This is a genomic window from Eubacterium sp. AF19-12LB (assembly GCF_003479125.1).
GTDB lineage: Bacteria > Bacillota > Clostridia > Lachnospirales > Lachnospiraceae > Eubacterium_U > Eubacterium_U album.
In genome coordinates, this window is sequence record NZ_QUGP01000005.1 from 98,580 (window position 1) to 111,757 (window position 13,178).

13 protein-coding genes are annotated in these 13,178 nt (G+C 32.8%); 2 read left to right on the forward strand and 11 right to left on the reverse strand.

All coding sequences use genetic code 11. The features are described 5' to 3' along the window. Window positions 1–15 precede the first annotated feature (15 nt). The 3 genes from DWX29_RS13110 to DWX29_RS06475 form a co-directional block, all read right to left on the reverse strand. Window positions 16–207, reverse strand: a complete 192-nt coding sequence (locus DWX29_RS13110) for a YoaK family protein (protein ID WP_347497657.1) — start codon at window positions 205–207, stop codon at window positions 16–18. Between the two features lie 106 nt (window positions 208–313). Continuing rightward, window positions 314–1,654, reverse strand: coding sequence for a threonine/serine exporter family protein (locus DWX29_RS06470; protein ID WP_118565442.1), 1,341 nt, complete (start codon window positions 1,652–1,654; stop codon window positions 314–316). Continuing rightward, window positions 1,641–2,402 (reverse strand): DUF4866 domain-containing protein, encoded by a 762-nt coding sequence (locus DWX29_RS06475; protein ID WP_118565443.1) that lies wholly within the window; start codon window positions 2,400–2,402, stop codon window positions 1,641–1,643. Before DWX29_RS06475 ends, DWX29_RS06470 begins: the two co-directional genes overlap by 14 nt. Before the next feature lie 119 nt (window positions 2,403–2,521). On the opposite strand from DWX29_RS06475, the gene DWX29_RS06480 reads away from it, so the two are divergent. Both DWX29_RS06480 and DWX29_RS06485 read left to right on the forward strand, forming a co-directional pair. Further along, window positions 2,522–3,409, forward strand: a complete 888-nt coding sequence (locus tag DWX29_RS06480) for a LysR family transcriptional regulator (RefSeq protein WP_118565444.1) — start codon at window positions 2,522–2,524, stop codon at window positions 3,407–3,409. A 249-nt stretch (window positions 3,410–3,658) separates the two neighbouring features. Beyond that, the gene (locus DWX29_RS06485; RefSeq protein WP_347497658.1) at window positions 3,659–4,045 is read left to right on the forward strand and encodes a hypothetical protein; all 387 of its coding nucleotides are present in this window, start codon (window positions 3,659–3,661) and stop codon (window positions 4,043–4,045) included. Here DWX29_RS06485 and DWX29_RS06490 read toward each other — a convergent pair. The 8 genes from DWX29_RS06490 to tyrS form a co-directional block, all read right to left on the reverse strand. Next, entirely contained in the window at window positions 3,964–5,082 is a 1,119-nt protein-coding gene (locus DWX29_RS06490; RefSeq protein WP_118565445.1) for a glycosyltransferase, read from the reverse strand. The two genes, DWX29_RS06485 and DWX29_RS06490, sit on opposite strands and share 82 nt — an antisense overlap. Beyond that, window positions 5,070–5,684: a glycerol-3-phosphate acyltransferase gene (locus DWX29_RS06495; protein WP_118565446.1), complete on the reverse strand. Its 615-nt coding sequence runs from the start codon at window positions 5,682–5,684 to the stop codon at window positions 5,070–5,072. Before DWX29_RS06495 ends, DWX29_RS06490 begins: the two co-directional genes overlap by 13 nt. A 70-nt stretch (window positions 5,685–5,754) precedes the next feature. Then, complete coding sequence (locus tag DWX29_RS06500) at window positions 5,755–7,908, reverse strand: PTS transporter subunit IIABC (protein WP_117909615.1); 2,154 nt, start codon at window positions 7,906–7,908, stop codon at window positions 5,755–5,757. Between the two features lie 290 nt (window positions 7,909–8,198). Further along, window positions 8,199–8,516, reverse strand: a complete 318-nt coding sequence (locus tag DWX29_RS06505; protein ID WP_022087890.1) for a type II toxin-antitoxin system RelE/ParE family toxin — start codon at window positions 8,514–8,516, stop codon at window positions 8,199–8,201. Between the two features lie 3 nt (window positions 8,517–8,519). Then, on the reverse strand, window positions 8,520–8,798 hold the full coding sequence (locus DWX29_RS06510; RefSeq protein WP_118565447.1) for a type II toxin-antitoxin system Phd/YefM family antitoxin: 279 nt from the start codon (window positions 8,796–8,798) through the stop codon (window positions 8,520–8,522). 146 nt (window positions 8,799–8,944) lie between these two features. Then, the gene (locus tag DWX29_RS06515) at window positions 8,945–9,817 is read right to left on the reverse strand and encodes a DegV family protein (RefSeq protein WP_336306287.1); all 873 of its coding nucleotides are present in this window, start codon (window positions 9,815–9,817) and stop codon (window positions 8,945–8,947) included. A gap of 199 nt (window positions 9,818–10,016) precedes the next feature. Next, on the reverse strand, window positions 10,017–11,756 hold the full coding sequence (locus DWX29_RS06520) for a S8 family peptidase (protein WP_118565449.1): 1,740 nt from the start codon (window positions 11,754–11,756) through the stop codon (window positions 10,017–10,019). Between the two features lie 108 nt (window positions 11,757–11,864). Beyond that, window positions 11,865–13,088 carry a tyrosine--tRNA ligase gene (gene tyrS, locus DWX29_RS06525; protein WP_022087886.1) on the reverse strand — a complete coding sequence of 408 codons (1,224 nt, stop codon included), beginning with the start codon at window positions 13,086–13,088 and terminating at the stop codon, window positions 11,865–11,867. Between the last annotated feature and the right edge of the window lie 90 nt (window positions 13,089–13,178).

The following is a 13,178-nucleotide window of genomic DNA, read 5'->3' on the forward strand; positions in this document are numbered from 1 at the left end:
AACAAGTGGAATCATTTAATGAATTACCAGGTGCCAATTCCTTTCCATAATATTTTGACTTAAAAGAACAATGTTACCTGTTTGGGCATTTGCAAAAACTTTGCCTCTAAATAAATATGTGTAGGCATCCTGTAAACCGCCTGATATTGAAAGGAACGCGGCAGTTAGGATAGATTCAGACATTTGCCCATGTGTTTTGTAATTCATTTATATTTCCTCCACAAGTTTTATAGAATATAGTAAAGCACATCGCTTTGTGAATAAAACATTGACTGAAAAAGGGGAAAAGCCAATCTATGTTTTAAACATACCGTTACGTGCAGTAACGGAAAGTTTTATCAGTTAATATTCTGGCAAAAATTAATCCTAATGGAAGAGCCATAATAATCATAATGGCTAATGAGAACCATGAAACAGCTTCTGTAAGTGACATAATGCCAAAATTGTAAATTGCTCTGTATAAATAAAGTCCCGGAACCATAATTACAATGGAAGGAACAGTAAGGGATATTCGTGGATATCCATTATTGCTTTTTATGAAAGAAGCAAGAAGCCCGGCTGTTAGGGCACCAATAAAAGCTGCCACAGAGTAAGGCATGTGTGTAAAATCTATAAGTTCTAAACGGAGTGTGTTTGCAACTGCACCAATACAGGCGGCTGTTGTAGCCATTGGTATAGAACTGTTAAACATAATTGAGAAACCAAATACACCACAAAAACTTGTTATTATTCTTAATACTAATAGTAAAATTTTACTCATGTGTATTGTTGTGAAATCCTGTGGCTGTAGCTTTAACAGAAGTGCCATAATCCAGGCAAACATTGTTGCTACTAATATAATTATTATTGAGTATGTTAATCGTTCAAGACCTGAACGTAAATCTAGCTTAGCAAGGTCAATACCGCTTGTTATAAATGGAAAGCCGGGAATTATAAATAACATGGAGCATATATATCCGGCTTCATGTACATGGGCAATACCAAGCACAGACTCAGCAACATTAAAACAAATGGCATAAACCAAACATGCGATTGAAATCGATGCTGCTATATTAAAAAATAATGTAAAATGATGTTTTATAAGCTTTGTACGGACAATATTTCCAACACCAGCTGCAATAAACGCAAAAAGCATTTCAATTGGCCCGCCTCCAAGAAGAAATGTAAAACCACAACAGGCAAAAGCTGCAGCAAGACCTAATTTAACAGGAGAATACAATGTATGAATTTTCTCTATTTCATCAAGTCGTTTGTGAATTTCTTCACCGGTCAAATGGGCGTCTTCCTTTGGAAAGTTGTCAACAAATTGTTCCATTCTGTAAAGCTTTGAAGTATTAACCCCTGTGTTAGATATACTAAGAGACTGTGAAACACAGTCTTTTCCATCAAAACAGTTAAATTCAATGGACATAAGTCCAACATCAACTGTACATGTAACATGAAGTTCCTTTGAAAGTCTGTTCATTGAAGTTCTTACACGCCATGCACCTGTGCCACAGGAAAGCATAATTAAACCAACTCTGCCAATAACAGATGCTTTTTCAATCAAACCTGACTCTTTAATTAATGTATTACTGTCATTACCGGTATAATCATGCCATGGAATTTCCATATGGTTTTTTTCCATAATATCAATGTAATTATTTGTTGGCATATATAATCGCCTCTGCTTTCGCTACATGTTTTTCTAAATGTTTTAAAAAGATGGAATTTGGAAGAAATATTCCAATTTCATCATATCTTTTATTATTTTCTACAAGTGAGTCCTGACCATAAAAAACAAATGCCATAGGGAGATTCTTTTCAAGTTCAATCATTAAGTCCCAAACTGCTGAATAGGCTTCGGCTTCAGTTTTGTTAGCTGTTACAGTGTCAGGCAATTCTCTAATAATTAATATACCTGTATTTTTTTCAAGAATCTGCTGCTTCATTTCCATATTGTCTGAAGTGTATTTATGATTATATCTATATGCTTTTGCAAGATATATTTTTTTATTGTTATTTAATTTTTTATATATTTCATGAAAATGATTGTAGTCTTTTTCGTGAACTTTTGATTTATACTTTGGAAGTAATAATCCATTATCGTCGGTCATAATTACAGGATTTTCTATTCCGTCAGCATTAAATCTATATGGAATCAGATATGAATTTCTAAGTAAATCAAATATAGTATTTTCACAAATAGCCATCAAAAAGGCTGATAAATCTCTATTGTGATATGCATTGAATAATGCCTGTGAGAATTCTAATGGAGATAAATAGCTATCGATTTCATCATCGCAAAAAAGATAATTGCAAAATGTTTCCTGAAGTTTTTCGCATGCCCAGGGATCATCAAGAATTTTCTGAAATAACACTTCTGTTTTTTCTTCTCTTGGAAAAATTGTTCCTTCTCTCATACAACTCACACCCTTTCTTGAAAATTTCATTCGGCTAAATTATACTATGATTATAGAAATAAGTAAAAATCAAAATTGATATGATAGCAATAAGTAATTAATATGCCAAGGAGAATGCCATGAATGTAAATTTAGATTATTATAAAATTTTTTATTATGTTGCTAAATATGAGAATTTTACAAGAGCAGCTCAGGCATTAGGTAACAGTCAGCCTAATGTTACAAGAGCAATGAATTGTTTGGAACAACAGATTAACAGCACTTTATTTATTAGAACGAACAGAGGTGTGCAGCTTACACAGGAAGGAAAGCGTTTATATGAACATGTGTCAATTGCTATGGCACAACTTTTAGAGGCAGAGGAAGAACTGGCTGACGATGAAGGAATTTTTCAGGGAAGTATTTCTATTGGAGCAAGCGAAACTGCCTTAAATATATTTTTATTAGATATTCTAAAATCCTTTCACAAAATGTATCCAAAAGTAAGACTAAAAATATATAACCATTCAACGCCACAGGCAATTGAGGCTGTGAAAAGTGGCAAGATAGATTTTGCAGTTGTATCAACACCTGTAAAGGTTAAGTCGCCTTTAGAAAAAACAATCTTATGTTCATTTAAGGAAATATTAATAGGTGGAACTGATTTTGAGCATATAAAAGATGACAATATTTCTTTAAAAAATCTTAAAGACTATCCATTAATTAGTTTGGGGCAGGAAACTACTACATACGATTTTTATAATAAGATATTTTTAAAACATGGTATTGAACTTAATCCTGACACGGAGGTGGCAACTACAGACCAGATTATTCCTTTGGTAAAGTCAGATTTAGGAATTGCATTTGTTCCTGAACCTATGGCAAGAGAAAGTATTGAGAAAAACGAAATTGTTGAGATTTCTTTAAAAGAAAAAATTCCTAATAGAGAAATATGTATTGTGCATGATTGCCAGCATCCACTTAATTCTGCAGCACGAAAATTAAAAAATGAAATATGTTCCTGTTAGAGTTTCTCTTCTATTGAAAAGATATACTCTAATAGTTGCATTTAATTAAGAAGATATGCCTATTATTAAATAGATATATCCACATTTTATTATTCCTGATTAAATATATATATATTCTATAATATGGTATGATAGACCTTACAGTGCGAAAAGCACAAAAAGGAAGGATATATTAATTATGGAAAAAAGAGGGATGCTTTTAAAAGCAGAACCGGCTTTGTCATTGCTTGCATAGGCTCAGCCGTAGGTATGGGAAATATTTGGAGTTTCCCATACATGGTATCAGACTGGGGAGGCATGACATTTTTGCTACCTTATGTTTTGTTTGTTATTCTAATTGCTTCAACAGGACTTATTGAAGAAATGGAGTTAGGTAGAACCGCAAAGGGTGGTCCGATTAAAGCATTTGGAAAATGTACGGAAGTTAGAACCGGTAATAAGAAAACAGGTGAGGCCATTGGTGTGCTTTCTGTACTTGGTTCACTGGCTTTAGCCATTGGGTACACAGTTGTTGTTGGGTGGATTTTTAAATACGCCTTTTTAGCACTTTCAGGTCAGTTGTCAGTTTTACACAATTCATCAGCCATATCACCAATAAGAATTCTTGCATTAGCTGAAATATTATTTTTCTGCTGACAAATCATTTTCTTTTTATTGTCTTCTTCCATTGTTTTATCACATATCTTTCCAAATTTTTCTGTAATTCTTTTAACCGGAATACTCATTCCTTTGCTGTAAAAATATCTCATGTTGTAAGTTTCGCACCCCGGAATAGGTGTAATATGGATAAAAGGCTTTCCTACAACTGCTGCCTCGGTAGAAGACAACCCACCGGGTTTTCCGATAATTAAATTACTTGCCATCATGTATTTTGCAATATCGTTCGTATGACCTATTAAAATACATTTCTCACTATATTTGTCCTTAAGTTTATTCAAAAGTTTTTTGTTATTTCCACAAATTATTATTAGTTTTACATTTGTTCCATCATAATAATCGGATAAATTCTTTACAACTTTTTCAACATTTCCCGCACCAATGCTTCCGCCTGATACCAAAATATATCTGTTACTAACACTAAGTCCAAGTTCTAGTTTAGCCTCATCCATATTAATGCTATGATCAAATACCTCTCTAACCGGAATTCCAAAAGTTCTTAATTTTTCTTTTTTTATCCCACGCTTAATATATTCTTTTTCCAAATCCTTGGCAGGAATAACATAATAATCACATTCTGTTTCCTCTGTAAACGGAATACATGTATAATCAGTTCCAACAAAAACTGTAGGTGGAAGTTCATATCCTTTTCTTTTCATTTGAGTTATGATTTCTGCCGGGAACAAATGTGGCATAATTATTATGTCGCATTTGTTTTTTTGAATATAATCTTCTATTATTGCTGCAATTCTTCCATTTGCATAATAGACCGGAGAATGAAAAGGAAGTTTTCTGTAAGCATTTCCAATTTTATACACAACTCCAAATACATTTGGAGCTTTCTGTACAAGTCCGACATATGCCCTGTCTATAACTCTTGCAAGCCTGTTACTTTTTAAAGCATATGGATTGAAAAATTTAACATTATATCCTCTTTTAATTAGTTCTTCTTTTATAGCTGCACCTGCTGCATTATGTCCACCGCCTGTGCCACATGATAATATTAACGCATCCATAATAATTTAATCCTTAACTTTTCTCTAACTTCTGTACTTTGATGTAGTCTTACTAACACAACTAATGTAATAAATAAAAATCCAATATTCACTGCCTGATTTTCATTTAATATGAATAGTCCCGCCAATGTACTCACATAAGTAACTATTGTTCTGTAAAAATGTGGAATTACTCTAAATATTAGTGAGTAAAATATAAAAAATAATGCCAAAATAATTACAGCCTTTATATCAGGTGCTAGCCCTAACAGGCATCCAAATGTTACGGCAATTCCTTTTCCTCCATGGAAATTGTCAAACATAGAACACACATGGCCAACAACAGGCATAGTTAAAACAATTGCTAGCGGAATTATTCCCATTTCCTGTGGTGTTGCTCCATTTATATACATGTGTACCGGTACAATTCCCTTTAAAAGTTCACATATAAGTGTCATGATTCCACAAGTCATTCCTCCGTACATAAATGCATTTGCTGTTCCCGGATTCTTATCTTTACTTTCTTCAATTAATTCTTCTTTATTAAATAATTTCATAAAATTTTTAGCATATAAAACACTACCTGAAATATATCCAAATAAAGCATAAAGTATTGTTCTCATAATTTATATAATTCTCCAATTGTATTTTTGTAAATATGCATATCTATACATATCTTAATACATTCGTATTTTACTCATAAAAATCAATTGCAAATAACTCTTCGCCTGCATTTATTTTTCCTTCTGCAACTAATCTGATTTTCTGATTGTCAGCTAATTCAGTACATATAACAGGTGAAGCAACTGATGGTGCATTTTGTTTTAAATATTCTAAATCAAGTTTCATTATTGTATCACCTTTTTTCATTTTGTCACCTGCTTTTACTAATACGCTAAATCCCTGTCCGCCTAATTTTACAGTATCAATTCCAATGTGAATAATCATACTTATTCCATCTTTAGTTGTAAACCCTACTGCATGTTTAGTATCAAATACAAATATAATTTCTCCATCATCAGGTGCCACAACAATTTCATCTGTCGGAGTGACTATCGCGCCATCTCCCATCATTCTACTTGCAAATGCTTCATCTGCTGCTGTATCCAAATTTGCAGATATTCCTGTAATAGGACTTGAAATTACAATTGATTTAACTATTTTCTTTTTGTCTTTATCTTCATTAAAAATATCATCTTCTTTGTCTTCATTTTTAACGGCATTATCTTTTTTATTATACTCTATATTTGGAGCTGTTTCCAGATAATCCTCAAAATTAGATTTAATAACTGTTACTCTTGGTCCATAAATAATCTGCACACCATTTCCTTTATGGACAACCCCTGACGCTCCTGTATTTTTTAGTAATGAATCATTTACTAATTCTGCTTTATAAACCGTACATCTAAGTCTTGTGGCACAACAATCTACATCTGATATATTTTTCTTTCCACCTAGTCCTTTGCAAATCATTTCTGATAATTCATCTGACGAATTTACATTATCTGCTTTTGCTTCACCTTTTTTCTTTGCTTCGACATCACTTCTTCTATATAATTTAACTTCATCACTATCATCTCTTCCCGGTGTTTTTAAATCAAGTTTATTTATTAAAAAACTAAACAACAGATAATAGACAATAAAATATACCACACCTACTATAACAATCCATATCCAGTTTGTCTTTGCATTTCCCTGCATTATACCAAAAAGAAACATATCAATAAGACCGCCTGAAAAAGTCATCCCTACACCAACTTTAAATACATGCATAAGCATATATGCAAGTCCCGCAAATACACAATGTATGCCATAAAGTAAAGGTGCAACAAAAAGGAATGTGAATTCTAACGGCTCTGTAATTCCGGTAATCATGGATGTAAGCGCAGCTGATAATAAAAGTCCTTCAACTTCTTTCTTTTTCTCTGGTTTTGCCGTTTTATACATTGCAAGTGCAGCACCCGGAAGCCCAAAAATCATAAGAGGAAATTTTCCTGACATAAATCTTGTCGCTGAAACTGAAAATTCAGTAACTGTAGGATCAGCAAGCTGTGCAAAAAATATATTTTGAGCACCTTCTATTAGCTGTCCTCCAACTTCCATCGTTCCACCAACACCTGTCTGCCAGAACGGAAGATAAAATACATGATGAAGACCAAATGGAATCAATAATCTTTCCATAAATCCATACACCCAGGTTCCTGCATATCCTGAATTAAGTACTAAATCACCAACGGAATATATACCACTTTGAATTACAGGCCATATAAAGAACATTAAAATACCTACTAACGTATATACCAAAGAACATATAATAGGGACAAATCTTGTTCCTCCAAAAAACGATAGCACCTGTGGCAACTGTATTTTGTAAAATTTATTATGCAATGCTGCAACTCCTAATCCTACAATAATACCGCCAAAAACTCCCATCTGAAGAGAAGTTATGCCCACAACATCAGCTGTAGCACCTTCTAACATTTTTTCTGCTCCGCCGTTAATTGTTATCATTGCGCCAATTGATGCATGCATTATAAAAAATGCTATTGCTGCCGACAGTGCTGCAACTTCTTTTTCTTTCTTAGCCATACCAATGGCAACGCCCATTGCAAATATAATAGGTAGATTAGCAAATACTATATTCCCTGCATCACTCATAACCTGAAATATAGCATTAAATAATGTTCCCGGTCCCATTACATTCCAAAGTCCGTATGTCTTTAACATTGTTTCATTCGTAAATGAACTACCAAGTCCAAGCAATAAACCTGCAACCGGTAGAATTGCTATTGGAAGCATAAATGATCTTCCTACTCGCTGTAATACGCCAAAAATTTTATCTTTCATTTTATATCTCCTTTTTACTTATTTTTGACTATATTTTTTATATCATTCATGCTTTTTACACATTCACATATGTAACACGGAATGTGATTAGTAAATTAACTCTTACAATCATCCCGTCACACCTGAAACTATTTTAAATTTTCTACAATATAAACCTGACCTATAAACAATTTTTCTTTACTATAAATCTGACATAAAAACATTCTCTAAATACAGGAAATCCTCCTTAACATACTCGTTAAGAAGGATTCCCTTTAACATTTTTATTCAATTTAAAACTTTTTATTAATTTATAAACCTTGTATAATATTCAAATAATCCTGTCGTTGATCTATAACTGCATATACAACTACCTGCTTGTTTACTTCATCAATTTTATAAAAAACTAAATTTTTTTCTAAAATAAGTACTTTATAGCCCTGTCGCCTAAGTATAGAATATCTTGGATTTGTTCCAATATATGGATCTTCACCTAACTGAAGAATTCTCTTTTCAATATCATCTAGTTTTTCAAGTGCAACCGTATTTCCAAAATTCTGAGCAATATATAGTATTATTTTTCTAATTCCTGCATCAGCTGTATCAGTTCTTATCACCTCATATTTCATCACTTACCCCTCCTGAAACATTTTATGTAAATCATCAAATGTATCACTTATCGGGGCAACCCTACCATTTTTTACATCATCCTCTGCTTCAGCTAGCACTTCTAACAACTCTATTCGTGCTTTCATATTTTTATATTCTTCATATGATAGAGAAACTGTATCTCCTCTACCATTTACTGTAATAATTACTGCTTCTTTATTTTCCTTACACTGCTTAGATATTTCATTATAATGATTTCTTAAATCAGCAGATGGTCTTATTGATTCCTGTATAGATAACATTATAATCACCTCCACATATATTATATGCAAATTATATCATAATTTTGCTATCTCTTTCAACTATCTATGTATAAAATTGTACTAAAACGTGTTAAGAAAATTTTACTTTTAATACAATATCTTCATAATAATAAATATTTACATCTTTATGGTCTTACAGAATATCCTATTCCAAGTCCTCCCGGTCCAATATGACATGTTATTCCCATTGGTAAATAATCCCATAACACTTTTATTCCAGGGAAAGCTTCCTGTATTTCATTAACCCACTTCTTTGTTTCTTCTTCATCAGCACTTGATGCTGCTAAAATATGTACATTTCCTTTTTCAAAGTCTTCTGCATAGTCTGTTGTAACTATTCTTTTCACTTCCTCTATCATTACTGTTTTTGCCTTTATCAATCCTCTACAATTTTTAAAAGAATCAAGTGTACCAATATCAAATTTTAAAATTGGCTTAACTTTAAGCATTCCACCTACAAGTGCTACACTAGATGAAATTCTTCCACCTTTCTTTAAATATTTCAAATCATCTACAGCAACAAAAATTCCCATTTTTCCTTTTGCATCTTCAAGTCTGTTCTTTATTTCCTTCGCACTACAACCTTCATTTAACAACTCGATTGCATCTAAAACAGACTGTTTCATAGGCGTTGAAACTCTTCCGTTATCAACTACAAAAACTTTACCATCATAATCATCATTCTGTGCCATAGCCATTGCTGTTGAACATGAGCCACTAAGTCCACTGCTTATTGGTATATAAACTAATTCTTCGTATTCTTTTAAAATTTCATCCCATAAGTTCATAACTGCCTCAGGTGATGGCTGTGATGTACTTACATTCTCATCGTTTTTAAGCAATTCTATAAATTCTTCTCTACTTATATCTTTACCTTCGTAATGACATTGATCATTAATGTAAAATGGCATTGGCAACACATATATCCCAAGTTTTTTAGCTTCTTCCTGTGTTATTCCGCTATGACTATCAGTTAAAATTCCTGTCTTCTTCATCATTATTCCTCCAAATGTATATATAACTACAAACTAACGTATTATCAAATTCAAATATCAAAATATATCCCACTAATTAATTGGCATATGTTGTATGCCACGCAATTTACTTTATAAAATAAACAACTTTAAACGGTTAACTAGACAACTATACCATTATCTGTCCATAAAGTCTATAGTCCTATAGTACAAATTTCAAACATCATCTCGGTATACTACTTCTAATACATAATGCTCCCCATCCCATCATAGGATTAGGCCATTTTTCAAATCCATCTATTTTCCTTGCTCCTCTTATCAGATAAGCCTTAAGTTTTTCTCCATATAAATACTTGTCATTTCCATTAACTATGCCCCATTCCATAAGCAATGCTGCTGCCCCTGAAACAAATGGGGTTGCCATTGAAGTCCCACTTTTTACTGAAAGTCCTCCGCCAACTGCTGCAGATATTATATCTACTCCCGGTGCTACAATATCCGGTTTAATTTGATTTGTTTCTCTTGTAAATCCTCTTCCTGAAAAGTCTGCATATGTCTGCCTGTTACTATCATACGCTCCTACAGTAATTGCTTTAGAAGCAGTTGATGGAATTGTCAACGTAGTGTAAGGTATAGGATTTAAAAACCTTGTATTTGTCCCTAATGAAGCCTCAACAGGCAACCACATATTATACGCTCCTAACACTGATTTAACCGATGTTATCCTCACAGTCCAAATACCTGACTGAATATACATATCTTCAGGCACGAATTGAACATATACCTCCTGATATATGCTATAAGGTTTAGGTGTTCCATAATATACCATCAACCTTGTTCTATCTGAAGAGATATTATATTTCATAACTTCATTTGCATCAGTAAAAATTCCGGTACTTTCGCCTGTTGGTGAAATTAATTCTATTTCAAATATATCTGCATAAGACTTCCATATTTGCAAATTAAGGGAATTTTGATAATTTGATACTGCAAATTCTATATTTTCTGTTTCACCTGTATCTATTTTTCCACTTGTATGTCCTCCCGCATTTCCTTCGTTTCCTGAACCTATTACAACGGATATTCTTTCCTTTGCAGATATCTCGTTAATATATGTTTCAAGCAATGATGTGCCATCATGAGAACCATAATTATTTCCAAAACTCAAATTTATTACAAGTGGCATTTTTAATTCTTCTGCCTTTTTTGTCACATAATCAATTGCCTCCATAAGTTCTATTGTTGTCGGGAACGAATTTTCTCTCGGTGTCGCCAATTTAACAATTAACAATTTGCTTTTAGTTGCTATTCCGATATTATTTCTTTTATCGTTTGCAAAATTTCCTGCAGCAATACCTGCTACATGAGTTCCATGTCCTGAATAATCTCTTGATGGTACAATTTCATATCTTTCTCTAAAATCCGGTGCATTTATTGCTGCATTTATCTGACTATCCGTATAAAATGTTCCTCTGTTAAAACCGTATGTATTTTCGCCATTCCCTATTGTCTGATCCCAAATCTCAATAATTCTAGTTTTCCCAAATTCATCTATAAATGCTGAATTTGCATAATCTATTCCACTGTCTATTACCGCAATAATTACCCCTTCTCCATATATACCAAACTGATTCTGTGCATTTGTAACACATGCTTCACTTCTGTTATTTATAACTGCAAAATATAACGGTTTTGCTTTTTCAATATAAATAACACTGTCATCCTCAGCAAGTTTATCAATAGTTTCTTTTGGCACAGATAATATTGCAAAATTATTTGACAATATTTCATATTGTATTCCATTATATTTTTCTAAAAAATCCGGAGTTCCCGTGAACCTTATAATCAAATCCCAGGAGTTATCTATTGGATTAAAACCTGCTGATAGTTCCCGGCATTTATCTAATTCCTGAATATTAGCTTCCAAGGCAACATTCAATAAATTTTCTATTTTTCCGTTCATAAACATACCTAAAAAAACACTTATTACATTCTATGAAAATTTCTTACCATAATTACTTAGAATGTAATAAGTGTTCTACTTTTTGTATTATCGATTCTGAATTAAATCTTAGTCCATAATTGCCTTATGGAATTTCTTTTTACCTTTTTTAATCTTTGCTCCTTCTTTTAACATTGATTCCGTAACAACAAAGCCTATGTCAGAAACTTTTTCATCATTAACAGATACGCCACCCTGCTGTACAAGTCTTCTTGCTTCACTCTTTGTTCCTGCTAATCCACAAGTTACCATTAAATCCATGATTCCAATTCCACCATCTGTTAACTGATCCGGTGTAATTGTAGATGTTGGCATATTTGAATCATCTCCACCACCTGCAAATAATGCCTTTGATGCTTCTTCAGCTTTCTTTGCTTCTTCTTCACCATGAACCATCTTTGTAAGTTCGAATGCAAGAATTTCTTTTGCTTTATTTAACTGGCTTCCTTCCCATTCATCCATCTTATCAATTTCTTCAAGTGGAAGGAATGTTAACATACGGATACATTTTAATACGTCTTTATCTCCTACATTTCTCCAATACTGGTAAAATTCAAATGGAGATGTTTTATTAGCGTCAAGCCATACTGCTCCGTTAGCTGTCTTACCCATTTTCTTTCCTTCTGAATTCATAAGAAGTGTAATTGTCATGGCATAAGCATCTTTTCCAAGTTTACGACGGATTAATTCTGTACCACCCAACATATTTGACCACTGATCATCTCCACCAAACTGCATGTTACATCCATATTCTTTAAATAAATGATAAAAGTCATATGACTGCATAATCATATAGTTAAATTCAAGGAATGTTAAACCTTTTTCCATTCTCTGCTTGTAGCATTCTGCACGAAGCATATTGTTAACTGAGAAACATGGTCCTACTTCACGTAATACATCAATGTAGTTAAGTTTTAATAACCAATCAGCATTGTTTACTGCAATAGCTCCACCTTCTCCAAAATCAATAAATCTTTCCATCTGCTTCTTAAAACATTCGCAGTTATGTTCAATTGTTTCAGGTGTAAGCATCTGACGTAAATCGTTACGTCCTGAAGGATCACCTATGTATCCTGTTCCACCACCAAGCAATACAACAGGTCTGTTGCCTGCCATCTGTAATCTCTTCATAAGACATAAAGCCATAAAATGACCTACATGAAGTGAATCTGCTGTAGGATCAAATCCAATATAAAATGTTGCTTTTCCTGTGTTAATTAATTCTTTAATTTCTTCTTCATCTGTAACCTGGGCTATAAGACCACGTGCTACTAATTCATCATAAATTGTCATCTTTTTTTCCTTTCTTAAATTAAAATTCATTAAATTTCTTTATAAGTGTTTCAAGTTATTAGGATACTTATTAAATTTTTGATACCGATA